The sequence below is a fragment of the Streptoverticillium reticulum genome, assembly GCF_047456005.1.
GTDB classification, from domain to species: Bacteria; Actinomycetota; Actinomycetes; order Streptomycetales; family Streptomycetaceae; genus Streptomyces; species Streptomyces reticulum.
The window spans coordinates 699,485-724,524 of sequence record NZ_CP179755.1 but is presented as its reverse complement, the minus strand read 5'-3'; the positions used below and the strand labels follow the sequence as shown (position 1 = coordinate 724,524).

Genomic DNA, 25,040 nt, shown 5'->3' with positions numbered 1-25,040 from the left:
AGGCCCGACGGGTAATTCCGAGAGCTAACGTGATCTCAGATCGCGTTTCACGAACCAACCACTTCAGGCAGGGAGTCACGGGTGCCCACATATCTGTCCCCGGGTGTCTACATGGAGGAGACGGACGGCGGTTCGCGTCCCATCGAGGGCGTCGGCACCGCGGTCGCGGCCTTCGTGGGATTCGCCGAGCAGGGCCCGGTCGACGAACCCGTACGGGTCTCGAACTGGAATCAGTTCACCACCACCTTCGGCGACTTCGTCGAGGGCTCCTATCTCGCGCACTCGGTCTACGGCTACTTCGCCAACGGCGGCGGCTCGTGCTACGTCGTCCGCGTCGGCGGCCGGCCGAACGGCCCGGAGGCCGTGGCCGCGAGCGCGGCCGGTGCCCAGACCGTGCCGGGGGCGGCACGGTCCCACGTCCTCGGCGGCTTCCGGGTCGCGGCGCTGCCGTCGGCGGCCGACAAGGACGTCACCGTCGAGGTGCAGCAGCGCCCCGCCGCCCAGCCGCCGAAGGCGCGCCGGGCACCGGCGGCGGGCGACAAGGCCGCAGGCAAGGACGCCGAGCCGCCGACGGGCGGCGCCCAGGACGGCGCCGGCACCACGGGCCCGGATCTCTTCCAGCTCGTCGTCAAGTCCGGTGGCAAGCAGGTCGAGTCGTTCGACGTCTCCGCCGACCGGGCCTCGGACCAGTACGTGGTCACCGCGGTCCGGGAGCGCTCGCAGTTCATCTCGATCCTGGAGGGCACCGCCGCCAAGGACGCCGCCCTCGCCCTCCCCGAGAAGCAGGAACTCACGCTCGCCGCCGCCCCGGCGGCCGGGGCGGCCCCGGCCGCCACGGGCGCCGAGGTGTCGGCCGTGGGCCGCTACGTCGGCGATGTCGCCAAGCGTTCCGGCCTGTCGGGCCTGGAGGCCATCGAGGAGGTGACCATGCTCGCCGCTCCCGACCTCATGGCCGCCTACCAGCAGGGTGCCCTGGACCGCGAGCAGGTCAAGGCCATCCAGCTGGCGATGATCAACCACTGCGAGAACATGGCCAACCGCATGGCCATCATCGACCCGCTGCCGGAGATGCTGCCGGCCGAGGTCCACGACTGGCGGCAGAACGAGGCGGGCTTCGACTCCAAGTACGCGGCCCTGTACTACCCGTGGGTCAAGGTCGCCGACCCGGCCACCGGCAAGAGCATCATGATGCCGCCCTCCGGCCACGTCGCCGGCATCTACGGCCGCAACGACTCCGAGCGCGGTGTGCACAAGGCTCCCGCCAACGAGGTGGTGCGCGGAGCCCTCGACCTGCCGCTCCAGGTCACCAAGGGCGAGCAGGAGTTGCTCAACCCGGCCGGCATCAACTGCATCCGCAGCTTCCCCGGCCGCGGCATCCGCATCTGGGGCGCCCGCACGCTCTCCAGCGACCCCGCGTGGCGCTACCTCAACGTCCGGCGGCTCTTCAACTACCTGGAGGAGTCGATCTACCAGGGCACCCAGTGGGTGGTCTTCGAGCCCAACGACGAGCGGCTGTGGGCCACGATCCGCCGCAACGTCGGCGCCTTCCTGGACGGCATGTGGCGCCAGGGCGCGCTCTACGGCGCCAGCCCGCAGGAGGGCTACTACGTCAAGTGCGACGCGGAGCTCAACACGCCGGACGTCATCGACTCCGGACAGGTCATCGTCGAGATCGGCGTGGCTCCCGTGAAGCCGGCCGAGTTCGTGGTCTTCCGGCTCTCGCAGCAGTCCCTGGGCGGAGCCTCGGCCGAGTAACAGGGCCTGCTCCCCGTCCAGTCCATCCAGTCCATCCGTTTCCAACTGAGAGGAACAGTCAGCCATGAGTGGCGGTACCCCGGCCGAGATCGTCGGCGGAGTCGGGCAGACCTTCGGCTTCCAGCTCGACAAGTCCCAGATCGGCCACCTGATCAGCATCGGTGAGATCACCGAGAGCCTGTCCGTCGAGAAGACCCAGGTCCAGACGGGCGACGGGAAGTCGGACTGGGTGCTGGTCACCACCGACCAGCAGCCCGGCAGCGTCCAGGTCGTGATCGTGGCCAACGACAAGAACATCTCCGAGGTGGACAAGTGGTGGGAGGAGTGCCGGACGGGCCAGCCCGGCCGCTACCGCAACGTCACCCTCGAACGACAGGGCCAGGACGGCAAGGTCGTCGGCCGCACCAACCTCATCAACGCGGTGCTGGGCTCGCGCAGCAAGAGCGGCATGAGCGCCGGTCAGAACAACATGACCACGCTCACCCTTGAGATCCACTTCACCCGGGTGGAAGAGAAGAAGTGAGGCGCGGGCGTGTGACGGAGGGGCCCGCCAGGACCCCCGACCCGGCCCCGGCCGGGGCTGCCGACCGCACGCGCGAGGAGGGCGCGGGACGGACCGACCCGTCCCGCCCCCTTCCCACCCTGCCCACGGAGTTCCCGTTCACGCTCCCGCGTGGCTACGTGGACGACGAGGGCCGGGTGCACCGCGACGGCGTGATGCGCCTGGCGACTGCCCGTGACGAGCTGTTCCCGCTGCGGGACCAGCGCGTCCAGGACAACCCGCCGTACCTGTCGGTCGTCCTGCTCGCCCGGGTCGTCACCCGGCTGGGAACGCTGACGGATATTCACGCCAGCATGATCGAGGACCTGTTCGCCGCCGACCTGGCGTTCCTGCAGCGGTTCTACGAGCAGATCAACACCGACGGCACCGCGATCGCGCGGACGGCGTGTCCGCAGTGCCACCACGAGTTCCCGGTCGACATGGGGAGCCGCCTGGGGGAATGACGGTGTACGCGGCCGACGACCTCTATGCCGAAGTCGCGTACATCGCCTACCACTTCCACTGGCCCCTCAACGACATCCTCGACCTGGACCACGGCGAACGCCGCCGCTACGTCGCGGAGATCGGCACCATCAACCAACTGACAGGCAAGGAGTAGCACCGTGCAGCAGCACCCCGCGCCCGTCGTACCGCTCGCGCTCGGCGGACGGCTGCGCACGGTCACGGAGGAGGAGCGCACGCGCCGCCTGCTGGCGACATGGCGCGACCACCGGCTGTCCTCCGGACTGGCCACCCAGGTCTCCCCGGTGCCGCCGCTGGTGTTCCGGGCGCCGGAAGGGCGGTATCCGGTGGGGTCCGGGCGGTACCGCGAGAAGGCCCGCCTGGTGTGGGCCGTGTCCGAGGAGGAGGCGTGGCCGCCCGGGGCCGTCGGTGTTTCGGCTCCGGATGCGCACCCGGTCTCGGAGCAGACGGGTGCCGCCTGGTGGCGGCGCGCACTGGGCCGTACGTCGCGGACGGTGGTGCGGCGGGCACGGCGCTCGTCGCGGCGGCGTGCCGAGGGCGGGACGGGTGCGGCTGCCCGGCAGACCCCCGAAGCCCGTGGGGCCGAGGGTGACCGGCCGGCGAGGGCGGCCGTGGGGCGGTCCGCGACGGAAGGCGATGCCAGGCCCGAGCGGGTGCGCACGCATCGGCAGAAGCGGTCGGCTTCCGGCCCGTCGGCAGTTGGCTCTTCGCTCGGCGACGACCGGGCGGCGTCTGAGCCTCGCTCGCGATCCGCTCGGCGGGTCGGTGCGAGTGGCGTCCCCCGAGAGCCGGATTCCACCAGTGCGGAACGTGCCGGTGCCGTGTGGTCGACCGGGGCCGTTGCCCCCGAGCCGGTGGCGCGCGAGGCCACGCTGCGTGGCCAGGACGGCCGTGGGGACTGCAACCCACCTGCGGCAGGCGATGATCGGGATCAGCGCCGGCGTAGCAGTGCCGAGACGCACACCGTGCAGTCCGGTGCTCGCACGGTGTCGCCTGCGGCGCCTCCGCGGGGTGCGCAGACGGACACCGGCAGGCGCGCTGAGGCACAGGCCTCGGAACACCGTCGCACGGCACGCGACGGTGGCATGGCCGGCGGGCGGCCGCAGGTCTCGCAGCCCGGGAATGCGGGAACGGTGGGGCGGATCGCCGATGTGCCTGCGCACGATGCATCGCTGTCGGACCTGGCGCAGTCGGACGATGGCGCTCGCGCCGATCGCAGTGTCCGAGCGGCTTCGGAGTCCGGTGTCGTACCGGCGCCCGAATCGAGCGCGCCCCGTGCCGGCACGGGGCGCACGGCTTCACCGGGTTCGGCAGAGCGCACCGGTCGCCGTGAGAGCGTGTCTGACGCGCAGCAGGCACGACTGCACAGCGTGGCCGAATGTCCCTCGGACAGCGGAACTTTGGTGCCGCGGCCCGAGGTGAGTGATGCAGTATCGGCGAACGGTTCGCGCACGCTCGATGAGGAGATGCTGCCGGCGCATGCCGTTCGGCGGCCTGATGGTCACGTCTCTGTGAGGCGTGACAGCCTCGGAGAACAGGCCGCGTCGGGCCGCGAGGTGACGCGCAGCGGCGCAACCGGCAGCGGGCCGACGACGCCGGACGCGGGCGTGACGTCTGCTGGTCCGGCCGAGCCTGATGCAGGTACGGCGAGCCCGTGGAATCCGGATGCGCGACAGTCGCGCCCGTCGCCGGGCAACCGCATGCTCGATGCACGTGACGACGGCGGTGACGGGGAACGCGTCCAGACGTTTACGGCTCCTCCGGTTCCCCTCGTCCGGCGCGGCAACAGCCGCGGCGGGGAAGGGCTGTCGATATCGTCCCGCCGCCCCGTTCCGTCCCTTGCCGCCCGGTCGACCCAAGGTCAGGGCATGCCGACGCGGGCCGCTCAACCTTTGAGCAGAGCGGAGGCGCGACGGTCGGCGCTCACCGTCGGGGAAGCAATGGCGCCTGGCGCCACGCCGACGAACACTGCCCGGTCACATGTGGCCGGCGCCGCGCCGCTCCGATTCGTCGTTCCTGGCCTTGACCAGGCCGGTGCGCCGGGTCCGGGTGCCCTGCACCGCCCGCAGCAGCTCTTCCGCGCCGTGCCCGTACGGTCCCGTGTCCCTGTCCGCGACGCAACGCCGTTCGGCGGGACCGGCACGTCAGGACGAGCCCAAGCGCCCGCTCCGGAAGGAGCTGCGGGCGGTGCGGCGGGGTACGGGGCTGCGCTCGCCGCACCCACCGCAAGCACGGGCGGCCACGACGTCCGGGTCCGGGAGCCGGCCGGAGCCGCATGGCGGGGTCCGGTGCACCTCCCGCGCCGTGGTACTCGGGGGCCTGCCAACGGCTTCGGCCCCGAGCCGCGCGTGGCCACGACACCGCTGCAGTCCCTGGCCAGTATGCCGGCCGGAAATTCCGCAAGACCGGTCGCCGTACTGAATCAGGCACACCCACCGGCCGTGCAGGGTGCGGGAGTTATCGGGCACGTTGAACTGCTCGCCGCGCCCGTTGCCAACCGGCCCGCTGTGCCGAGGCGGGCGCCTGTGCCGCATTCGCTTGCGCTCCGGCATCCGAAAGTCCTGGCGCCCGTTGCCGACCGGCTTGTTCGGCCCATGGCTGCACGGTCCGCGGGGTCTGGACCCGCGGCGGGCCCCCGGTCCGCCACCGGCGCGCTCACTGCGCTCACGACCGACCGGCTTGGCGAGACGGCCGCCGGTCCGGCGGTCGACCGACCTGCCGTGTCGGAGTGGATATCGGTGCCGCACTCACCGGCCGTGCGGGGTACGGGAGTTCTCGGTCTGGTTGAGCCGCTCGCCGTACCCATTGCCGGCCGGCTTGCTCGTCCTGCGGCTGCGCGGTCCACGGTGACCGAGGCCAGATGGCCCGCTGGTACCGCGGCCGGCCGGGAGGCCGGCTCTGTCACTGGTCCGTTTACTGTGCCCGTGACCGACCTGCTTGCCGGTCCTTCCACAGGGCCGGACCGGCCCGCAGCGCAGGAGTGGGCATCCGTGCCGCACTTGCCTGCTCTACGGGGTCCGGGGAGCATCGGTCCGGTTGAGCCGCTCGCCGTGCCCATTGCCGGCCAGCTTGCTCGGCCTGCGGCTGCGCGGTCCACGGTGGCCGAAGCCGGACAGCCCGCCAGTCCCGCGCCTCGTCAGGACACCAGCTCCGTCACCGGTCCGTTCACCGTGCCCGTGACCGACAGGCCTCTCGGCCCTTCCTCAAGTCCGGTTGAGCCGGTCGCCGTGCCCGTCGCGGACCGGCTTGTTCGGCCTACGGCCGCGCGGTCCATGGCAACCGGGACCGAATGGTCCGCTGCTCCGGCGGCCGGCCAGGACGTCAGGCCCGTCACCGGTCCTTCTGCAGGGCCGGCCGGTGCTCCGGCGGGTGACTGGCCCGCCGTGTCGGAGCGGGTGTCTGTGTCATACCGACTTCCCTTGTGGAACCCGGGAGTTGGCGGTTCCGATGAGCGTCTCGCCGTGCCCGTCGCGGACCGGCTTGTTCGGCCTACGGCCGCGCGGTCCATGGCAACCGGGACCGAATGGTCCGCTGCTCCGGCGGCCGGCCAGGACGTCAGGCCCGTCACCGGTTCTTCTGCAGGGCCGGCCGGTGCTCCGGCGGGTGACTGGCCCGCCGTGTCGGAGCGGGTGTCTGTGTCATACCGACTTCCCTTGTGGAACCCGGGAGTTGGCGGTTCCGATGAGCGTCTCGCCGTGCCCGTCGCGGACCGGCTTGTTCGGCCTACGGCCGCGCGGTCCATGGCAACCGGGACCGAATGGCCCGCTGCTCCGGCGGCCGGCCAGGACGTCAGGCCCGTCACCGGCGCTTCTGCAGGCCCGGCCGCCGCTCCGGCGACTGCCCGGCCCGCCGTGTCGGAGCGGGCGTCTGCACCGCACCGACCTCCCTTGCGGAGTCCGGGAGTCAGCGGATCCGTCGAGCGCCTCGCCGTGCCCGTCACCGGCCGGCTCGTTCGGCCTACGGCTGCGCGATCCGCCGTGCCCGGGGCCGAAGCGCTCGCCGTGCCCACGGTCGGCCGGGACACCACGTCCGTCACGGGTGCGTCCACCACCCCCGTCACCGGTCGGCCCGTCCCCGCCCCCGTACCCGAACAGATATCAGAGCCACAGCCGCCATCCGCCCTCCTGCACCGAGGAGTTCGCACCGTCAGGCCCACCCGCGCACGCATCGTGCCGCTCACGGGCCCGGCCCTCCCCAACAGTGCGGTTGCCCCGGAGTCGTACGCGACGGGAAACGTCCGCGTACCCGCCGCCCAGGCCCCGGCACCGGGCGCCGGGCCCGCCGTCACCGAGCGCTGGGGCATCCCGGCCCCCTGCCTCCCCCGGCAGGGCACCGCCGCACCGACATCAGCACAGAATTCAGGGGTTTGACGACCATGCCACCCGCCAAGACCGACCTCCTGGTCAGCCACCGCTTCCGGCTGACCATCGACCGCCAGGACCTCGGCTGCTTCACCACCTGTGAAGGACTCGGCTGTGCGGTCGAGGTGGAGGAGTACGCCGAGGGCGGCAGCAACGGGTTCACCTGGTACCTGCCCAAGCGGCTCACCTACCCCCCGCTCGTGCTGTCCCGGCCCGTCGGGCCCGACGCCGGGAAGGCGTTGAGCTGGATGCACGCCGCCGTGACCGACCGGCGCCGGGTGACCGGCGAGATCGCCGCGCTCAAGAGCGACGGCACCGTGCTGGCCCGGTGGGGGCTGATGGGTGTGGTGCCCGTCTCGTGGAGCGGGCCGACCTTCGACGTGAACAGTCCCATGGCCGGCATGGAAGTGCTGGAGATCGTGCACCACGGGTTCTCCGAACCCGGAAGCCGGTGAACGACCAGTGAGAGAAAGGACGCCCACCCATGCGGGGTGAGAACACGGACAAGATGGAACGCGCCGCCCTGGAGTGCTACGCGCCACCCACCGGCTCCGGCGGTGAGCCGCGCAAGCTGTCCGGCGAGACCGTCAACCTGCAGTTCAACCCGGCGGAACTCACCCTGGTGAAGGGCGCCGCCTGGGCCCGGCACCACGTGCGCTCCGCGGCCGCGGCCGCGACGCCGGAGTTCACCGGGTCGGAGCCGCGCGTGCTGACGCTCCGGGTGCTGCTGGACGGGGAGGGCAAGGACGGCTCGGTGGACGAGCGGGTGTCCCGGCTCCTGAAGTGGTGCGCGCCCACCGAGGACAGCATCCACGCGGACCTGCCGTCGCCGCCCTGGGTGCGGTTCCGGTGGGGGAAGTCCTCGTCGGTGTCCTTCATGTCCTGTCTGCGCAAGGTCGAGGCGGTCTACTCGCTGTTCTCGCCGCAGGGCAGTCCGGAGCGGGCGGTGTGCGCGCTGACGCTGGAGGAGATCGGGCTGGCCCGCAAGCGGCAGAACCCGACGTCCGGTTCGCCGGACTCCCGCCACGTGCACACGGTCGTCGCCGGGGACACGCTGCCCTCGGTCGTCCACCGCAGGCTGCGCAAGTCGCCCACCGAATGGCGGGAGATCGCCGAGCGGAACGGCATCGACGACCCGCTGCGCCTGCGCGCCGGCCGCTCCCTGGTGCTGCCGGCCGGGGGCGGGGACCGGGAACCGGCCTGAGGCACGGACGCCCCGAGCCTGTACGAACACGACCGAGAGAGAAGGCTGTTGCCGTGGTGCGACGTCACACCGCCGGGCTGCTCGCCCGCATCGGCGGCAAAGCGCTGCCCGAAACCCTGACCCAGACCGTGGCCTGGGCGTCCGTCGAGGAGACCCGGCACTCCTCGGCATCCTGCGAGCTCGGCTTCCGGGACCCGGGATGCGAACTGCCGCGCCGGACCGGGCTGCGGCTCGGTTCGCCGCTGGAGCTCGTGGCCCGTACGGGCACCGGCAGCAGCGAGCTGTTCACCGGGGAGATCACCGGATGCGAGGTGGTCGCGGGGGAGTCGGGGACGTACACCGTCCTGCGGGCCGAGGACCTCTCGCACCGGCTGCGCCGCGGCCGCCGCGTCACCTTCTACCGGCAGATGGCGGCGAGCGAGATCGCCGCCAAACTGGCACAGAAGGCCGGGCTCAAGCGGGGGCGCATCGACAGCACGCCGCTCGTGTACGAACACCTCGCGCAGGCAGGGGAGTCCGACTGGGACTTCCTGCGCAGGCTCGCGCGCGAGAGCGGCCACGACGTGTTCGTCCGCACCGGTGCCCTGCACTTCCGCACCCTCGCCAGTGCCTCCGAGGCCCCCTCGCCGCGCACGCGCGCGGAACAGAGCCCGCTCGTCCTGGAGTACGGGCAGAACCTGCTGAAGGTGCGGTCCACCGCCTCCCTGCGCCACCAGGTCACCGGTGTGCAGGTGCGCGGCTGGGACCCGGACGCGGGCAAGGCGCTGGTCGCCGAGCGCAAGGCCGGGCGGACCGCTTCCCGTGACGTGCCGTGGCGGCCGGGCGGCGACGCGGTGCGCGGCGAGCCGCTGTTGCTCACCTCGCTGCCGCGCACCGGGCAGAACGAGGCCGAGCACGTCGCCGCCGCCATGGCGCAGGAAGTGGCCGCCGGCCTCACCGGGTTGCACGCGGTCGTCGGCGGGGCGCCGGAGCTGCGGGTCCGCTCGGCGGTGACGCTCACCGGGCTCGGCGACGGCTTCGACGGCCGCTACACGGCCACGTCCGTGCGCCACGAGTTCCACCCCGACACCGGCTACCTCACCGAGGTCACCGTCCGGGAGGGCGACGGTCCGGCGGGGGAGGAGACGCGCCCCGGCGACCCCGAGGCCGCCGCCCCGCGCCTGGCCGGGCTGGTGTGCGGGCTGGTGAAGGACATCAAGGACCCGATGAAGCTGGGCCGCGTCAAGCTCACCTTCCCCTGGCTGTCCGACGACTACGAGAGCGACTGGGCGCGCACCGTCCAGACCGGCGGCACCAAGGACGGCGGGATCGTCTCCCCCGAGGTCGGCGACGAGGTCCTCGTCGGCTTCGAACAGGGCAGCCTGGACCGTCCGTACGTCATCGGGGGCCTCTACAGCAAGCAGCGTCACCCCGGCAGCCACGCAGTGGACGCCTTCTACGACGGGACCAAGGGCGTCACCAACGTCCGCTCGTTCGTCTCCCGCACCGGCCAGCGGCTGGAGCTGCTCGACGCCGACGGCGGCCCGAAGGGCGTGCTCATGGCCACCGGCAACGGCAAGCTGCGGCTGGAGCTGAACCAGGCCAGGAGCACCGTCACCGTCTCCAGCACCGGCGACGTCGAGATCACGAGCTCGGGGGCCGTCAAGGTCAAGGGCAGCAAGGGCATTTCGCTGGACGCCGGGACCGGAGCCCTGGAACTCAAGGGGGGCAAGGTCGACCTCTCCGGAACCTCGGTGAACGTCGAGGGCAAGGGCATCACGACCATCAAGGGCTCGATGATCAAGCTCAACTGACCGTCCCCCACCACCTCTTCACGCAAGGAGACCGTGCCCATGCCGCCCGCAGCCCGTGTCGGCGACGCCATGTCCCACATCCCCAACCCCGGCCCCGTGCCGGTGCCCGCCGGCACCGGGGCCGTCGCCCCGCCCGGCATGCCCAACGTCCTGGTCGGCGGGCTGCCCGTCGCCGTGGCACCCGGACTCGCCCTGTGCGCGGTGCCGCACGGACCGACGCCCCTGCCGCCCGCACCGGTCATCCCCACCCCCATGCCCCGGCCCGTGTTCGTCGGCGGCCGGCCCGTGCTGCGCATGGGCGACAAGCTGCCGTGCGGCGCCGCGATCGTGGGCGGCTGCGCAACCGTCGTGATCGGCGGGTGAGATGAGCGACGCCTTCATCGGACGGGGCTGGGCCTTCCCGCTCGGCGTCGGCCCCTCCGGCGGGGTCGGCATGGTCGACGGCGACGAGGAGATCCGGCAGGCCATCCGCCTCGTCCTGGGCACCGACCCCGGGGAGCGGCCCATGCGGCCCGAGTTCGGCTGCGCCATCCGCGACCACGTCTTCGGCTCCGTCGACGCCTCCGCCATGGGCGCGGTCGCCCACGAGGTGCGCCGGGCGCTCGACCGCTGGGAGCCGCGCATCGTCGTCGACGACGTCGAGGTCACGCAGGACCCCGCCGAGCCCGAGGTGCTGCGTGTCCACCTCGCCTACCACCTGTCCCACACCAACAGCCGCCGCAACCTCGTCTTCCCGTACTACGTGATCCCCGCCCGTCACGGCGCGGACCACGGCACGGCCACCTCCCTCCAGGAAGGCACCGATGCCCCTGCCTAGCCCCCACCTCGACGACCGGCGTTTCCAGGACCTGGTCGACGACGCCAAGCGCTTCATCCAGCGGCGCTGCCCGGAGTGGACCGACCACAACGTCTCCGATCCGGGCGTCGCCCTCGTCGAAGCCTTCGCGCAGATGGTGGACCAGCTGGTGTACCGCCTCAACCGGGTGCCCGAGAAGGTGCACCTGGGATTCCTCGACATGCTCGACCTGAAGCTGACGCCACATCGGGCGGCGCGGGCGGACGTGACGTTCTGGCTGGCCGCGCCCCAGGAGACGGCCGTCACCGTGCCCGTCGGCGCGGAGGTCGCCACCCCGCGCACCGGCAGCGGCCAGGCGTGCGTGTTCACCGTCGACCGCGAACTGCACATCGTGTCCAGTGCGTTCCGGCACATCGCCACCAGCGAACCGGGCCACGCCGCAGTCGTCGTCACCGAACGCTTCGCCGCCGGCGACCCCGTCACCTGCTTCGCGCAGCAACCCGCCGTCGGCGACAGTCTGCTGATCGGCCTGAGCGAGGCGGCACCCCGGTGCGCCGTGGCCCTGCGCGTGGACTGCGCCCTGGAAGGCGTGGGCGTCGACCCGAGCCGCCCCCCGCTGGTGTGGGAGGCCTGGTGCGGCGAGCAGTGGCAGCCCTGCGTGGTGGACCACGACACCACCGGCGGCCTCAACCGCCCGGGCGAAGTGGTCCTCCACCTCCCCGAGGGCCACACGCCCTCCCTCATCGGCCGCCGCCGCGCCGGCTGGCTGCGCTGCCGCGTCGTGGAGAGCGAACCGGGACAGCCCGGCTACTCCGCCTCGCCCAGGATCAGCCGCATCGAGGCCTTCACCATCGGCGGCACCACCTCCGCCACCCACGGCGAGATCGTCCGCGGCGAGGACCTGGGAACCTCCGACGGCACGCCCGGTCAGGTGCTGCCCGTCGAACAGAGCCCCGTCGCCGCCGGATCCCTGCGCACCGTCCTCACCGACGGTCCGACCGGCCGCCACAGCTGGACCGTCGTCGGCTCCTTCGCCGACTCCGGTCCCGCCGACCGCCACGTCACCGTCGACGAGGTCGCCGGCGAGGTCCGCTTCGGCCCCGCCGTCCGCGAACCCGACGGCACCGTCCGCCAGTTCGGCGCCGTCCCCGAGCCAGGCGCCCGCATCAGCGCCGCCGAGTACCGCAGGGGCGGCGGACGCGCCGGCAACGTCGCCGCCGGAACGCTCAGCGTGCTGCGCACCCCGCTGGCCGCCGTCGCCCGCGCCGCCAACCGCGCACCGGCGAGCGGCGGCGTCGACGCAGAGACCGTCGAGGGCGTCAAACTCCGCGCCGCCCAGTGGCTGCGCACCCAACGGCGCGCCGTCACCGCCCGCGACTACGCGGTCATCGCGCGCGGCGCCTGCCGCGAGGCCGGGCGTATCGAGTGCGTGGAGACCCTCGGCGAGCACGGACACGGCCCCGTCCGCGTACTGGTCGTCCCCGACGTGCCCGCCGAGGCCCTGGAGAACGACTGGCGCACGGCCGTGCCCTCACAGGCCCTGCTCGCCGCCGTCGCCCAGGCCATCGACGTGCGCCGCCCCCTGGGCACCCGGGTCGCGGTCAGCGGCCCGTCCTACCAGGGCGTCACGGTCGTCGCCGGTGTCGAGGCCGCGCCCGGCGAGGACCCCGAGCGGGTGCGGGCCCGGGTGCTCGACGTCCTGCACGCCTTCCTCAGCCCTCTCCCGGGCCCCGACGGCAGTCCCGGCCGGCCCCTCGGCCGCACCCTGCGATCGAGCGAACTGCACGCCGCCGTCGCCGCGGTGGAGGGCGTCGACGCCGTCGAGAAACTGGAGATGTACCCCGCCGACCTCGCCACGGGCGAGCGCTCGGCCGCCGCCCAGCGCATCGAACTGGACCCCACGGCCCTGTTCCTGTCCTACCGGCACCAGGTCGCCGTGGCCCCCGCACGGCAGCGCACGCACGGGCCGCGCAGCGGGGGGACGGCATGACGCCCACGAGCCGGCGCCCGGGCCCGGACCGCTCCGCGGACACCCCCGCGTACCGGTCGCTGCTGGCCGCCCTGCCCGCGGTCTACCGGCAGGGGGACTTCGCCGACCGGTTCGTCTCCGGCTTCGACGACGTCCTCTCCCCGGTCCTCGAAACGCTGGACTGCCTGGACGCCTACACCGCCCCCGGCACCGCCCCCGCCGACTTCCTGGACTGGATGCTCGACTGGACCGGCGCCGACCTGCCCGCCTCCGTCCCCGAAGCGGGGCGCCGCTACGCCCTGGCCGCGGGCGTCCGGCTGCAGGGCCTGCGCGGCACCCGCACCGGTCTGGAACTGATGGTCCGTCATGTCCTGTGCGGCCACGTGGAGATCGCCGAGACCGGTGGCACCCGGTACGGGCCGTGGCCCGACGACACCGCCGAGGACCACGAACCGCCCCGCGTCCGGGTACGCGTCACCCCGCCCGCCGGCATGCCGGCGCAGGACGTCGTGCACGTGGTGCGCGACTGGCTGCCCGCCCACGCCCACGCGACGATCGACGTCGCGGACCCCCGGCCGGCGGGCCCGCCCGGCCCGCCGCACCCGGACGTGAGGTGACATGGCACGCCACGCGCACACGCCCGGCGTCCGGGAGCCGTGCCCCGGCTGCGAGAGCCCCGTGGGCCGTGGAGAGGTCTTCTGCGGTGCCTGCGGGGCGTACCTGGACTGGACGGCCACCCCCGCCGAACCGCCGGACGCCACCCAGGTCCTGCCGCCCGTACCCCGGCAGCGCACCCCGCGGCACCGCCGCCAGGACGAGCAGGAACCCCGCGCCCCCCGGCCCGCACGGGACCACCGCCCCACCACGCTCCTGCCCCCCGGCGACGAACCCCGGGCCGAACAGACGCTCAGGCTCTTCGCCGTCAAGGACACCAGGGACACCGGCACGCCCCCGCTGGCCTGCCCGTCCCCCGGCTGTGGCCGCGACAACCCGCAGGAACGGCACTTCTGCCGGCACTGCGGCGAACTGCTGCGCCCGCCTCCGGAACCCGAACACCTCCCGTGGTGGCGCCGGATCGTCGAGGACGCCCGCACCCGCATCCGCGAACGCCCCGCCGTCTGGCACCGCAACCGCTCCTGGTACGTGCTCGCCGGTGCCGGCGGCGTGGGCCTGGTCGTCGTCCTCGCCGGAGGCGGACCGTGGCTGGCCGGCCCTGCGGTCACCGCCGCCGGACGCGTCCAGGACAGGTTCGCGGCGAAGACCGCCGTGGTGCCCGACACCGTCTCGGCGTCCAGCGAACGCGACGGCTTCGCCGCCCGCTGTGCCGCGGACGGCGTCAACAACCGTGCCTGGGCGCCGAAGAATTCGGGCGCGGACGCGCGCGGGCAGTGGTGGGAGGCGGACTTCGGCCAGCCCTTCCGCCTCACCTCGCTGGTCATCCTCAACGGCGTGTCCCAGCAGCCCAAGGACTACCTCGCGGCCGGCCGGCCGCACCGCCTCAAGGCCGTGGCGATCACCGCGGACGACCGGGCCTTCGTCAAGGACATCACCCTCGCGGACCAGCCGGGCCCGCAGACCTTCGGCTGGGGCGTGGACGACGTGCGGGCGGTGCGGCTGCAGATCGAGGACGTACGGGTCGACGACGCCGCCGGCGCCAAGGCGCCGGTCGGGCTGGCGGAAGTGCAGTTCTTCACCCGCAAGGGATGAGGCGGACAACGGAACACATCCGATGAAAGACGGAAGGAGGAAGAGCACACATGAGCCTGCGGGCCGAACTGATCGTCCCCGGCGACTCGGTCGCACCCGGCGAGCGGACCTCGGCCGACCTCCTCGTCTGCAACGACGGCCACATCGTCGACGCCTACGACCTGGAACTCCTCGGCGACCCCGGCGACTGGGACACCCGGCGCCTGGGCCGCGTCGTCGTCTTCCCCGGCACCAGCGAGCAGATCACCATTCCCCTCGCCCCGCCCCGCAGCGGCCAACTGACCCCCGGACCCCTGCCGTTCGCCGTCAAGGTCGTCTCCTCGGAGGACCCCGGCCGCATCGCCGTACCCGAAGCCGCACTGGCCGTGGGCGAGTTCTTCGACGTGGAGGCCAAGCTCGCCCGCAAGACGGTCAAAGGCCGCTTCAGCGCGGCCCAGTTCGTCACTCTGCGCAACGCCGGCAACGCCCCCGCACACATCCGGATCCGGTGCGCCCCCCAGGAGGACACCGCGCCCGTACGCGTCCGTACCCGCCGCGCCCGGGTCGAACTGGACCCGGGGGAGCGGGCCCGCATCGGCATCGACCTGAACAACACCAAGCCCACCCTGCTGGGCGGGACCGAGGCCTGCGCCCTGCGCCTGCGGGTCGAGTGGGACGCGCAGGCCGAGCAGGAACTCGAGTTCACCTACGAACGCCTGCCCTTCCTCACCAAGAAGGCCGTCAAGGGCCTCGCCCTCCTGGCCGCCGCGGCCGTGGCCGGCGTCGCCCTGTGGCTCTCCCCGGTGGGAGGCAAGGCCACGCCCAAGACCCAGTCCCTGCCCGGGCCCTCCCAGCAGAAGCAGCAGGAACAGAGCGAGAAGGACAAGGAGAAGGCGCAGAAGCAGGAGCAGGAGAAGCAGGACAAGGAGAAGGAGGCGGAGGAGAAGAAGAAGGAGGAGGACAAGGCGCCCAAGCAGAAGAGTCTGCAACGGCCCCTGAGCGTGACGGCCGAGCGGGGCACCAAGTCGGACCAGTACACGGTCCCCAAGGGCTACGAACTGCGGCTCGCCAGCGTCTCCGTCACCGTCGGCGGACCGGCCAACGGCACCTGGAAACTCACCGCGCACCAGGGGACGTTCGCCAACGGCACGATGGCCCAGGGATACCAGCACGAGTGGAAAGAGCCGCCCTACACCGTCCCCGAGGGCAAGTCCGTCAAGCTCACCGTGGAATGCCCCGTCACCGCCGCCGGTGCTCCGTCTCCGCAGCCCTCCGCCGGGCCGTCGGCGAGCGGCGCCCCCTCTCAGCCGCAGCCCACCACCTGCACCGTCACGGCCCAGCTCGCCGGAATCCTCGTGCCCACCAAGGGTCCCTTCAACTCCCCGCCGCCCCTCAAGCCCGCATGAACGGAGCAAGGCAAGTGAGTGTTGTCCAGCGCGTCGACGACGCCCTCAAGGAAGGACTGGGCCGGGGGCCGCTCAGCGGGTCCCGGATACCCGTCACCTTCGACACCCCCGGATCGGAATGGTCCGCCCGCCGCAGCGGCCCCTGCGTCAACGTCTTCCTCCACTCCGTCGAGGAGGACGCCCAGCGCACCCAGACGGGCCGGATCGGCGTCGTCGACGAAGAGGGGACGGTCATCGGCTACCGCCGCCCGCCCCGCTACTTCGTCCTCTCCTACCTCGTCACCGTGTGGGCGCAGACCGTCGCCGACGAACACCGCCTGCTGGGACGGCTGCTGGAGTGGTGCGCCGTCACCGAGGAACTCGCCCTGCCCCAGGACGGATTCGGCCCCCAGCCGGACCGCCTCGGCCTGCGGGTGCGCGCCACCGGCGGGGAGAGCAGCGAGACGCCTGCCTCGCGCGTCTGGTCCTCCCTGGGCACCCCGGCCCGCCCCGGGCTCGACCTCGTCGTCACCGTCCCGCTGGAGCGCGAGCCCATCGGCACCGGCCCCGCGCCCGTGCACGGCCTCGCCCTGCGCACGGGCCGCCTTCCGGCCCGCCCCGAGGACGACCCGGCGCCCCGGTCCGCGCGCCCGCGGCGCCGCGTGGAGGAGGTCCGGTGAACCTGTTCGCACAGCGCTTGGCCATGGCGGAGGAACGGCTGCGCCGTCTCTACCTGGAGCGCGAGGAGTACGAGACCGGCAGTGAACCGGAGGAGTCTCCCGCCCTGCCGGACGCCGACGAACTCGGCCGTCTCGCGGCAGAAGGCGACCCGCTGGCCCGCCTGATGACCGAGTTCGCCCTGACCGGACAGGAGGCCGACCTCCTGGTCACCTGCCTGCTGCCCGACCTCAACCCCGTGTGCGGCGCGGCCTTCCGCGCTCTGAGCGGCCTGGCAGGATCCCGGCCGACGGTCGCCGTCGTCCTGGCCGTCCACGGCATCACCGTCCCGGACGCCGTCACCCGCGGCCTCTTCCGCGAGGGGTCGCGCCTGTCGGCCGCCGGCCTGATCGCGTACGAGAACCCCGAAGCCGCCTTCCCCGACCGCGTCCCGTACGCCCCCGACCGGGTGCTGGGATTCCTCTCCGGCGACCGCGACGGCGTCCACGGGGGCGGCCGCTGGCTGCACCTCCTGCCCGACGGACCGGCAGCCCCGGACCCGGACGCGACGGCCCGGCTGGCCGCCCGGCTGGAGGCCGAGCCGCACCGAGCCCACTACCTCCGCCAGGGCATCGCCGGCGAGGCCCTGCCCACCGGGCGCGCCGCCCTGGCCGCCGTCGGCCGCGTTCCCCTGCTGCTGGACCCCGACGCCCTGGCCGCAGCCGAACTCCCGCCCGGCAGGCTCGCGGAGAGCATCGCCCTGGAGGGCCGGCTGCTCGGTGCCGGCTTCCTCGTCCCCGTTTCTGACGCTCCGGAGAACACGGAGGTGCTGCGGCGCGTCGTGGCCCGCCTCGACGAGGAACCGGTGCCCTTGCTGCTGTACGGCGGGCAGGAGTGGACGGCCTGCGGATGGGAAACGCCGCTGCTGCCCGCCGAGACCGACCTGCGGCCCGTCGACCCGCCCGCCGAACGCCTCTGCCCGGCCGCGCTGACGGCGGTCGAACGCCTCCACCGCAGCGCGGCCCTGCGCTCGACCACCGTCCCCCCGGAGACCGTGCGTACGGCGGCCCGGGACCGCGCCGCCGCCGAACTCGGCCGCCTGGCCCGCCGGGTGACCCCACAGGTGGGCTGGACCGATCTCGTCCTGTCCACGCCCGTGCGCACCCGCCTGGAGATGCTGGTCGCCCGCGTGCGCCACCGTGACGCGGTCCTGGACGGCTGGCGTCTGCGCCGCGGCGGCGGCCGCGGGCGCGGCACGGCGGCCCTCTTCGCGGGGGAGTCCGGCACCGGCAAGACCATGGCCGCCGAGGCCGTCGCCGGTGAACTCGGGCTGGACCTCTACATCGTGAGCCTGCCGTCGGTCGTCTCGAAGTACATCGGCGAGACCGAGAAGAACCTGGAGCGCATCTTCGCCGCCGCCGAAACCCTGGACGCCGTCGTCCTCTTCGACGAGGCCGACTCGATGTTCGCCAAACGGGGTGAGGTGCGCGGCGCCAACGACCGCCACGCCAACATGCAGAGCGGCTACCTCCTGCAGCGCCTGGAGGCCTTCGACGGCCTCGCCGTCCTCACCACCAACCTCCGCTCCAACATCGACACCGCCTTCACCCGCCGCTTCGACGAGGTCGTCGAGTTCGACAGCCCCGGCCCCCAGGTCCGCGCCCGGCTGTGGCGCACGTTCCTGGGCCCGGCGGCCCCCGAGAACGCCCCTCTCGACGCCCTCGCCCGCGCCTACGACCTGGCCGGCGGCAGCATCCGCGCCAGCGTCGAGACGGCCGCCTTCGCCGCGGCCGCGCACGACCGCGAGGTCACCCTCTCCGACCTCCTCGACGGGGTCGAGACCGAATATCGCAAGCTGGGCCGCCTCTTCGACGGCTCCCCACAGATAGGCACCTGACGGTGGAACAGGAACACCTGCAGCGTCCCGCTCCGAAGTTCACCGCGCGGCCCGACGCACCGCGCCCGCAGCACGCCGACCGCTTCGGCACCGGCGGCCGGGGACTGCCCGGACTGCTGTGGAACCGGGGCGCGAAGCGCCGGGAGCGCGAACTGGGCGCCAGGCTCGGCGTCACCCTCGGCCCCGGCGACGGTGGCGGTCAGCACTTCAGCCACTCCGAACTCAACAAGCTGGACAAGGTGTTGAGTGCCCTCCCTGCGAACGACCTCAACAACGACAGCGGCTCTCTGCGCGGCATCGTGCGCGGCGGCGGCCAGGGTGGCATGGTCAGCCTCTACGACTCCGAGACCAGCCAGGTCCACATCCAGCACCCCGCCGGCATGCCCGCCTGGATCTACACCCGCCTCCAGAAGGGCTCCGGCTGGCAGCGCCGTCTGATGGACCTCGGCGCGGCCGTCGGCTACGAGGGCCTGAGCGTAGGCCAGCGGTGCTCGGTCATGGGCTGCTCGCGCAGCCGGCGCCAGGTGATGGGCGGCGGCGCTCTGGCCCACGGCAGTCTGCTCGGCTGGACCCTGCGCCACGAGATCGGCCACAGCGTCGACCAGCGCCACCGGTGGGCTTTTTCCGAAGCGGACAAGCCCGAATTCGGCGGCTGGCAGGCATATGCGGGTTCCTATGGATGCCGGGCAGTCGCCCGCGCCTTCCTCGCCCCCCACGGCATCACCGACGAGGACGTCTGCGGATGGCTGGCCAAGCGCATCGCACCCGATGCCGACGGCAACGTGGCCCTGAGCGACACCCTGGCCGCCGACTTCACCCGTGACTGGCCCGAAGCGGCAGGGAACGTGGGCCGGGACGGCCTCCGACAGCTGGCCAAGGACCTGAAGTTCGCGACCGCTCAGCCGTGGATGCTCCCCGACGGCGGCGCATCCCGCCTCACCCGCGACGGGCGCGTCTACCAACTCGACCAGTACGGCTCCTGGTGCAGCTACCTGGCCTCGGCCCGCGACCACATCGTCTCGCCGTACCAGTTCTCCTCCGCGGACGAGTGGTTCGCCGAGGCCTACGCGGCCTACCACGACCCCGTACCGGGCAACACTCCGCGCCACCGCCTCCACCCGGACGCCGCGGCGTGGTTCGCGGCGAAGGCCAGTGGCAAGTAGCAAGTGATCATTTGAGGGATCGGCGGCGGACAGCCTGCCCGGGTGCCGTCGCCGAACCTGCGCCACTCCGTCAGAGCGGTCGTCCTCGACGAGGACGACCGCATTCTGCTGTGCCGCCTCACCATTGGCGGCGCTGATCGCCGACGGGGTTCCGGACGGACCGGTCTTGCTGGGTCTTTAGGTCGGCAGCAGCAGGAAGTTGAGCCAATGGAAGTCGTGGCATGCAACTTTTGGCGATGGTCGCGGCGTGCAGATGCTCCCTAGCCTGGAAATCAGGTCACATGTCCAGGGATTGGCGGGATCATGCACAACTGGCGCAGTGGACGGATTTGCGGGATTGCCGCAGGGGCGATAGCGATCGGGCTGACAGGTTCCTCACTGGCGAGCGCGGACGGGCGGGTCACAGGCGCGCAGCCGAAAGCGGAAGTCGTCGTGGAGGAGCACGCCGCCGGGCGGCAGGACGACCCCGTGAAGGTGGAGGTGGACGGCCCTGCGCAGGTGAACTTCCGCAAAATCACCATTCCCCCGGGATCGGGCACGGGGTGGCACTGCCACTACGGCAACCTGGTCGCCGTGGTGAAGCAGGGCGAGCTGACCCATGAAATGCAGTCGGGCGGTACTCACACGTACAAGGCCGGGGACTCGGTGATCGAGGGCAGCGGTTACGTGCACCAAGGGGTCAACAACGGCACCGAGGACGTCGTGCTCTGGGTCACCTATGTGACGCCCGAGGGCAAGCCGCTCGCAGAGACCGACCTGACGAAGTGCGACAAGAGCGCCAAGGGCCAGGGAGGGAACTGACCGCGAGGTTGCGGAGGCCCTGAACGATCAGGCCGGTCTCCTCGGCGACTTCACGCCGCAGGGCATCCAGCAGGATCTCGTCCGGAGCGACACCACCGGAGGGCAGCTCCCACAGCCCGCTGAGGTAGTCGTCGGCCGACCGGTGCAGGAGCAGCACTCTGCCGGTCGGGGTCGGCGATGACGGCGCCGACGACGGTCTTGCCGATGCCGTCGCGCACGGCAGCGCGGATCAGGTCGGCCAGGAGCCCGGGCGTGGTGGGGTGTTCAGTCCGTGAAGCTGTTACGCCCCGGTCCAATGTCCTTCTCGATAGGCTGCTTTGGCTGGAGGGCGGTGGCGGTGCAGCCGCGCCGGGTTCAAGACGTGTCGAAGGAAGGCTGGTATGGGGGAGAGGCTGAGGCTTGCCGACGTCGAGCACGTGCTGACGGACGAGCTTGTACCGCTGATCACCGACAGTTTCGACAACCTCGTCACAGTAGCCGTTGCGGAGGCCACCAACGGCTACCTCCCGCAACGCACCCGTCGCCTGTTGCGCAAGGCAGAGTGGCGACTGGACTGGCAGGACGCTCTGCTCTGCGCCTGCGGAGAACTCCAGGTCGCCGTCGAACGGATGCGCTACACCCGTGACCCTCGTCTGGAACCCACCGAGCACCGGCTGCGCCGTGTCCGCAACCGCGCGCACGAGGCCGGTGTGCTGGCCAAGAAGTTGCGCAGCAACGATTTCAACAACAGCGCGGAACGAAAGAGCGGAACGAATTCCCACCTCACCGCTCTGGGCTGGTTACGGAAGGCGTTCCCGGGTGAGTACGCAGAGCTTCTTCAGCAGGAGCGCGCCCGCCGGAACGTCCGCGACAAAGTCGAGAGTCCCTCGTTCCGGAACGTGCACGAGCAGATCAAGTATGCCTGTGAGCAAGGCGAGATCACCGCGCCGCACACTCCGGAGGCCGAAGCGCTGCTCGGTGCCGATGACGCTGCCGTACGGCTCGCTGCTGCCGACGACGCCAAGGACCAAGAAGAACGCAACATGGCGCTGCGCCATCCCCTGATGCTGGGACGGTGGGAGAACGCTCTGAGAGAACTCGGGGAGAGGACCGCAGAGCGAGCGCGCGTGGAAACTCCTCATGGGTTGGGAACCCTCCCGGACGACTTCTACGCCCTCCCCATGGAGGAAGCGATGGCAGTGCTCAACGCCCGCCGATTCCTCGCGGCCATCCAGCAGCGGCGTCTTGAGTACAAGCGGTACGTCCGTCAGATCACCCAGGCGCTGCGCGAACGGGGACGCGAAAGCCCCCACGCCATCGCTTCGGCCGAAGCCAAGGCCGCAGCCGGCCAGCTGCTCATCGAGGGGCACCCGTCCGAGTACGCCTACGTCCGCGCCGTGCTGCGGCCCCATGAAACGCACGATGGCTTTCTGCCCGGCTCGCTTGTCACCAGCCCGCAGCGCGCCGAGATCAAGCGTCGTGTCCTGGCGGCCTTGGCGGACGGGACGTGGAAGCAGCCGGCGGCGTCGGAAGCGTATGGCGTGGGGTGAGTCCCGGCACAGGCGCCACAGCCGTCCGGTGCCGGAGCAACTGCCTCCGACAGCGGAAACCCTCGATTCTGCGTCCGGAAATTCGAGGTTTCCGCTGCCGGAGTCACCCGGTACAACGTGGCCGGCCTGCTGCAGATGGCCGGCACCTTCGTCACCGCCGTTGCCTTGAAGAGGGCCGGGACCGCCGATGCGCTTCAGCAGTCCACCGCCGTGGTGGCCGTCTCGGACCTGCCCAACCCGGCGGCCGCCGCCTTCGCCATCATCTTCGTCCGCAAGCTCACGGCCATGCAGGAGCCGGGGCCTGCACCCGAACCGGCTGTCCGGTAGCCCTCCAGCAACGTGCCGTTTCGCTCGTGACCTTGATGACGTTCTCGACGTCATACGGCGCGGCCCGGACCTGGAACAGGCATGGGAAACCGTGGTCGAGAACGTCACGCGCCCCCGCCGATCGCCCACGACCGGAACGCACGCGGCCGGTGCGTGATCAGTTGCCGACCCCGAGCCGGTCCTTCCAGACGTGGACGTGCTCGGCAGGGGCGAACCGCCCCGCATAGGCAGGGGTGTTGAGCACCCGCTCGTAGGCCGCATAGTCCGCTGCCAGACCGGACGCCTGCTTGGCCAGGTCCCGCCCCTGCTTGCGGAAGGCGTCGAACTCGTCGTCCGGGACGCCCCCGCCGAAGCACGAGGTGAGGGACAGAAGGCCTCCACGGGTACGGGCCTTCTCCGCCTTCCGCACGGCCCGCTCGAACTCCTCCGCCTGTGCCAGGCGCTTCGCCTGCTCCTCCCGGAACAGGGCGTTCGCCCCGTCCCGCCCCAGGCTCGGGATCATGTCCCGCACCGTGCGGATGCGCTTCTCGTCCTCCACTCGCGACAGCAACTCCTCCAGCCGCTCCGCCTCCGCCGGATGGAAGCCGTGTACGTCGGCGATCCGGGCCCGCAGGAAGTCCGGCAGCTCCGTGGCCAGCTTCTGCTGGGTCTCCAGCGCATGCGGACCGGTGAACGGCAGCAGGTACTGCAGCGAGAAGACCGTGCGCAGGTTGTCCCGGCCGGCGAGGAACAGGGCCTCGGCCTCCAGCCGCTTCAGCTTCTCGCTCTCCCTGTCCCGGTGGAACACCCGCAGCGGCATCGCGGCCCGCTTGCGCGCCAAGCGGTCCTGATGACTGAGCAGGAACCCCTGGACGTCGCCGGACCGCGCGGCGGCGTGCTGGGCCCGGGAGCCCACCGCCGTCTCCCACAGCCGCCGCGACAGCGGATCCCGTGCCCCCGCCAGCCGCTCCACCTGCGCGTCGAGCTCCTGCTCCGGCAAGCCGGTCAGGGACGCGGCGAAGGCCCGGGCCTCGCGCTCGTGCAACCAGTCCCGGACGGCTCCGTGCACGGCAACGGCCTGTGCAGCCTCCGCCTTCCCGGACGTGGCGCCCGCCGCCTTGGCCAGCAGGCGTTCGGCCGCACGGACGGCCTCGACGGAGTGCCCCGCCAGGTCGAGGCCCGTCCCCGCACCCACCGCCTGCCGCGCGGCGGCTGCGACGGACGAACCCGCCACGTAGTCCTTCTCGTCGTCCGTCAGCGTGTCCAGCTGCGGCAGCGTCGCCGTCAACTGGTCCGCGAGGCGGCCCAGATGCTCCACGTCCGCCTTGCGCCGGCGCCGCGCAATACGGGCACGCCGGGGCTGCAGCCCCGGCGGCAAGTACTCCAACAACCCCTTGTCGTGGTCGCGTTCACGCGCCTCGGTGCGCCAGCCGGCCACACGCACCTCGGTCGCCGCCCGGTAGCCCTCCACACCGCCCTGCGCCGCCACGGCCTTGAGCAGGCCCGCCCGTACCGCGGCCGCCGGGTCGGCCGCCTGCGCGTCGTCCAGCGCGAGCATCCGCCCGGCCTCCCCGCCGGGCAGCGGGCCCGCCTCCCGCACGGGATTCGCCATCCCCAGCCCCCGGCGCACCCGCTCCAGCAGCGCGTCGGCCCAACGCCGCGGCGCCGACCGGGCCGCACGCCGGCGCTCCCGCTCCTCCTCGTGCCGCTCCTTCTTCACCGCGGCCCGGGCCAGCTGGCGCAGCTGCAGGTCCGCCAGCGACGCCGACACGGGGGCGGGGCCGGCCTGGGGCTGCGCAGCCGTCCTCGCCCGCGCCGCGGACGACTTCTTCGGCTTCGGCAGCAACTCATGCGTCACGGACGCCGGTCCTTTCGAGGGACGGTTCAATCGACGGTGAAGACAGATTGCGCGCAAGAGCCGTCGGGTCGATGTCCGCCCGGCGGCACGCACGCGCCAGGACGTGCGGCAGATCGGCACCCACGGGCGCCGTCGCCAGCGCCTCCGCCACCACCCCCGCCCGGTGCCGACCGAAGTCCGGCCGGGGCCCCGCGGGTTCCCATGCCGCCGCCACCCCCGCCCCGAGCGGCTCCGCGAACCGGGACACCGAGACACCGACCCCGGGCAGCCTCTGCAGGGCTGCTGCAACGGCGTCGGCGACGTGCCGGTCCGCGGCGGAGAGCCGGACCGTCAACGCATCCTGCCGCGGATACCGGGCGGGTTCCGCGAGGACTCGGGCGGTGAAGGACACAGCCGCTCTGTCCTCCAACGCCTGCAGGACAGAGCCCCAGACCGCCGGTGCGAGTGCCGGGTCGGCGAGATGCACGTACACGCGCAGCATTTCGCCGCTGCCCGGCTTCTGCACCCGCGAGCCGCACGCCGTAACCCAGCCGGGCGAGGCGTCCGGTACGACCCGGCAGTCGTCCGGCACGGCTCCGGAGAGGGCCGCCTCGTACGCGGGATCGGCACGCGGCGGTTCCGCAGGAAGCGCCGGCGCGGAGTGTCCGACGTGCAGGAGCGCGTGGAGCGCGACGGCGAGCCGGCCCCGGAACTCCTCGGGCGAGCGGCCCGTGATCCGGTGCCCCAGGACGTAGGCGGCGTGCCGGTCCTCGGCGATCTCGACGCCGCTCAGCGCCGCGAGCAGGTGGGTGGAGGAGCGGTGGGGGACAGGGACGTCGAGGGTCACGGAGGCCCTTTCGGTGTCATAAGGCATAGG

22 protein-coding genes are annotated in these 25,040 nt (G+C 72.4%); 19 read left to right on the top strand and 3 right to left on the bottom strand.

Annotated features, from left to right (window positions below):
- Positions 1–81 precede the first annotated feature (81 nt).
- From ACMATS_RS03230 to ACMATS_RS03150, 17 genes are all read left to right on the top strand, one after another.
- Positions 82–1,755, top strand: coding sequence for a phage tail sheath family protein (locus ACMATS_RS03230; RefSeq protein ID WP_414166798.1), 1,674 nt, complete (start codon positions 82–84; stop codon positions 1,753–1,755).
- A gap of 64 nt (positions 1,756–1,819) precedes the next feature.
- A complete protein-coding gene (locus ACMATS_RS03225; protein ID WP_390781631.1) occupies positions 1,820–2,278 on the top strand; it encodes a hypothetical protein in 459 nt (152 codons plus the stop codon).
- An 11-nt stretch (positions 2,279–2,289) separates the two neighbouring features.
- A complete protein-coding gene (locus tag ACMATS_RS03220) occupies positions 2,290–2,760 on the top strand; it encodes a hypothetical protein (protein WP_390781630.1) in 471 nt (156 codons plus the stop codon).
- Complete coding sequence (locus tag ACMATS_RS03215) at positions 2,757–2,915, top strand: DUF6760 family protein (RefSeq protein WP_390781629.1); 159 nt, start codon at positions 2,757–2,759, stop codon at positions 2,913–2,915. Before ACMATS_RS03220 ends, ACMATS_RS03215 begins: the two co-directional genes overlap by 4 nt.
- Positions 2,916–7,154: 4,239 nt before the next feature.
- Positions 7,155–7,595: a phage tail protein gene (locus tag ACMATS_RS03210; protein WP_390781680.1), complete on the top strand. Its 441-nt coding sequence runs from the start codon at positions 7,155–7,157 to the stop codon at positions 7,593–7,595.
- 29 nt (positions 7,596–7,624) lie between these two features.
- Positions 7,625–8,344, top strand: coding sequence for a LysM peptidoglycan-binding domain-containing protein (locus ACMATS_RS03205; protein ID WP_390781628.1), 720 nt, complete (start codon positions 7,625–7,627; stop codon positions 8,342–8,344).
- A gap of 53 nt (positions 8,345–8,397) precedes the next feature.
- Positions 8,398–10,137 carry a VgrG-related protein gene (locus ACMATS_RS03200; RefSeq protein ID WP_390781627.1) on the top strand — a complete coding sequence of 580 codons (1,740 nt, stop codon included), beginning with the start codon at positions 8,398–8,400 and terminating at the stop codon, positions 10,135–10,137.
- 39 nt (positions 10,138–10,176) lie between these two features.
- Entirely contained in the window at positions 10,177–10,500 is a 324-nt protein-coding gene (locus ACMATS_RS03195) for a PAAR domain-containing protein (RefSeq protein ID WP_390781626.1), read from the top strand.
- Between the two features lies 1 nt (position 10,501).
- Entirely contained in the window at positions 10,502–10,954 is a 453-nt protein-coding gene (locus ACMATS_RS03190; RefSeq protein WP_390781625.1) for a GPW/gp25 family protein, read from the top strand.
- Entirely contained in the window at positions 10,941–12,923 is a 1,983-nt protein-coding gene (locus ACMATS_RS03185; protein WP_390781624.1) for a putative baseplate assembly protein, read from the top strand. The genes ACMATS_RS03190 and ACMATS_RS03185 overlap by 14 nt, the downstream gene beginning before the upstream one ends.
- Positions 12,920–13,519 carry a phage tail protein gene (locus tag ACMATS_RS03180; RefSeq protein ID WP_391152219.1) on the top strand — a complete coding sequence of 200 codons (600 nt, stop codon included), beginning with the start codon at positions 12,920–12,922 and terminating at the stop codon, positions 13,517–13,519. Before ACMATS_RS03185 ends, ACMATS_RS03180 begins: the two co-directional genes overlap by 4 nt.
- A gap of 1 nt (position 13,520) precedes the next feature.
- A complete protein-coding gene (locus tag ACMATS_RS03175; protein WP_414166797.1) occupies positions 13,521–14,609 on the top strand; it encodes a discoidin domain-containing protein in 1,089 nt (362 codons plus the stop codon).
- A 50-nt stretch (positions 14,610–14,659) separates the two neighbouring features.
- Positions 14,660–15,994, top strand: a complete 1,335-nt coding sequence (locus ACMATS_RS03170) for a hypothetical protein (protein WP_391152213.1) — start codon at positions 14,660–14,662, stop codon at positions 15,992–15,994.
- A 14-nt stretch (positions 15,995–16,008) separates the two neighbouring features.
- Positions 16,009–16,653: a DUF4255 domain-containing protein gene (locus ACMATS_RS03165; protein ID WP_390781620.1), complete on the top strand. Its 645-nt coding sequence runs from the start codon at positions 16,009–16,011 to the stop codon at positions 16,651–16,653.
- Positions 16,650–18,527, top strand: coding sequence for an ATP-binding protein (locus tag ACMATS_RS03160; protein WP_414166796.1), 1,878 nt, complete (start codon positions 16,650–16,652; stop codon positions 18,525–18,527). Before ACMATS_RS03165 ends, ACMATS_RS03160 begins: the two co-directional genes overlap by 4 nt.
- A 2-nt stretch (positions 18,528–18,529) precedes the next feature.
- The gene (locus ACMATS_RS03155) at positions 18,530–19,690 is read left to right on the top strand and encodes a hypothetical protein (RefSeq protein WP_391152210.1); all 1,161 of its coding nucleotides are present in this window, start codon (positions 18,530–18,532) and stop codon (positions 19,688–19,690) included.
- A gap of 303 nt (positions 19,691–19,993) precedes the next feature.
- Entirely contained in the window at positions 19,994–20,491 is a 498-nt protein-coding gene (locus ACMATS_RS03150) for a cupin domain-containing protein (RefSeq protein ID WP_414166795.1), read from the top strand.
- Here the strand turns inward: ACMATS_RS03150 and ACMATS_RS03145 are convergent.
- A complete protein-coding gene (locus ACMATS_RS03145) occupies positions 20,403–20,648 on the bottom strand; it encodes an NUDIX hydrolase (protein ID WP_414166794.1) in 246 nt (81 codons plus the stop codon). The two genes, ACMATS_RS03150 and ACMATS_RS03145, sit on opposite strands and share 89 nt — an antisense overlap.
- A gap of 223 nt (positions 20,649–20,871) precedes the next feature.
- On the opposite strand from ACMATS_RS03145, the gene ACMATS_RS03140 reads away from it, so the two are divergent.
- Positions 20,872–22,020 carry a hypothetical protein gene (locus ACMATS_RS03140; RefSeq protein WP_414166793.1) on the top strand — a complete coding sequence of 383 codons (1,149 nt, stop codon included), beginning with the start codon at positions 20,872–20,874 and terminating at the stop codon, positions 22,018–22,020.
- Positions 22,021–22,137: 117 nt separating this feature from the next.
- Positions 22,138–22,347: a hypothetical protein gene (locus ACMATS_RS03135; RefSeq protein ID WP_414166791.1), complete on the top strand. Its 210-nt coding sequence runs from the start codon at positions 22,138–22,140 to the stop codon at positions 22,345–22,347.
- A 157-nt stretch (positions 22,348–22,504) separates the two neighbouring features.
- Here the strand turns inward: ACMATS_RS03135 and ACMATS_RS03130 are convergent, their stop codons facing one another.
- Both ACMATS_RS03130 and ACMATS_RS03125 read right to left on the bottom strand, forming a co-directional pair.
- Positions 22,505–24,184: a hypothetical protein gene (locus tag ACMATS_RS03130; protein ID WP_414166790.1), complete on the bottom strand. Its 1,680-nt coding sequence runs from the start codon at positions 24,182–24,184 to the stop codon at positions 22,505–22,507.
- Complete coding sequence (locus ACMATS_RS03125) at positions 24,174–25,010, bottom strand: T3SS effector HopA1 family protein (protein ID WP_414166789.1); 837 nt, start codon at positions 25,008–25,010, stop codon at positions 24,174–24,176. Before ACMATS_RS03125 ends, ACMATS_RS03130 begins: the two co-directional genes overlap by 11 nt.
- Between the last annotated feature and the right edge of the window lie 30 nt (positions 25,011–25,040).

Excerpts from the sequence above, each read along its gene's own strand:
- ACMATS_RS03150 (WP_414166795.1), top strand. The coding sequence starts at position 19,994 with ATGCACAACTGGCGCAGTGGACGGATTTGCGGGATTGCCGCAGGGGCG.
- ACMATS_RS03215 (WP_390781629.1), top strand. The coding sequence starts at position 2,757 with ATGACGGTGTACGCGGCCGACGACCTCTATGCCGAAGTCGCGTACATC.
- ACMATS_RS03205 (WP_390781628.1), top strand. The coding sequence starts at position 7,625 with ATGCGGGGTGAGAACACGGACAAGATGGAACGCGCCGCCCTGGAGTGC.
- ACMATS_RS03175 (WP_414166797.1), top strand. The coding sequence starts at position 13,521 with ATGGCACGCCACGCGCACACGCCCGGCGTCCGGGAGCCGTGCCCCGGC.
- ACMATS_RS03195 (WP_390781626.1), top strand. The coding sequence starts at position 10,177 with ATGCCGCCCGCAGCCCGTGTCGGCGACGCCATGTCCCACATCCCCAAC.
- ACMATS_RS03225 (WP_390781631.1), top strand. The coding sequence starts at position 1,820 with ATGAGTGGCGGTACCCCGGCCGAGATCGTCGGCGGAGTCGGGCAGACC.
- ACMATS_RS03140 (WP_414166793.1), top strand. The coding sequence starts at position 20,872 with ATGGGGGAGAGGCTGAGGCTTGCCGACGTCGAGCACGTGCTGACGGAC.
- ACMATS_RS03190 (WP_390781625.1), top strand. The coding sequence starts at position 10,502 with ATGAGCGACGCCTTCATCGGACGGGGCTGGGCCTTCCCGCTCGGCGTC.
- ACMATS_RS03210 (WP_390781680.1), top strand. The coding sequence starts at position 7,155 with ATGCCACCCGCCAAGACCGACCTCCTGGTCAGCCACCGCTTCCGGCTG.
- ACMATS_RS03185 (WP_390781624.1), top strand. The coding sequence starts at position 10,941 with ATGCCCCTGCCTAGCCCCCACCTCGACGACCGGCGTTTCCAGGACCTG.
- ACMATS_RS03170 (WP_391152213.1), top strand. The coding sequence starts at position 14,660 with ATGAGCCTGCGGGCCGAACTGATCGTCCCCGGCGACTCGGTCGCACCC.
- ACMATS_RS03180 (WP_391152219.1), top strand. The coding sequence starts at position 12,920 with ATGACGCCCACGAGCCGGCGCCCGGGCCCGGACCGCTCCGCGGACACC.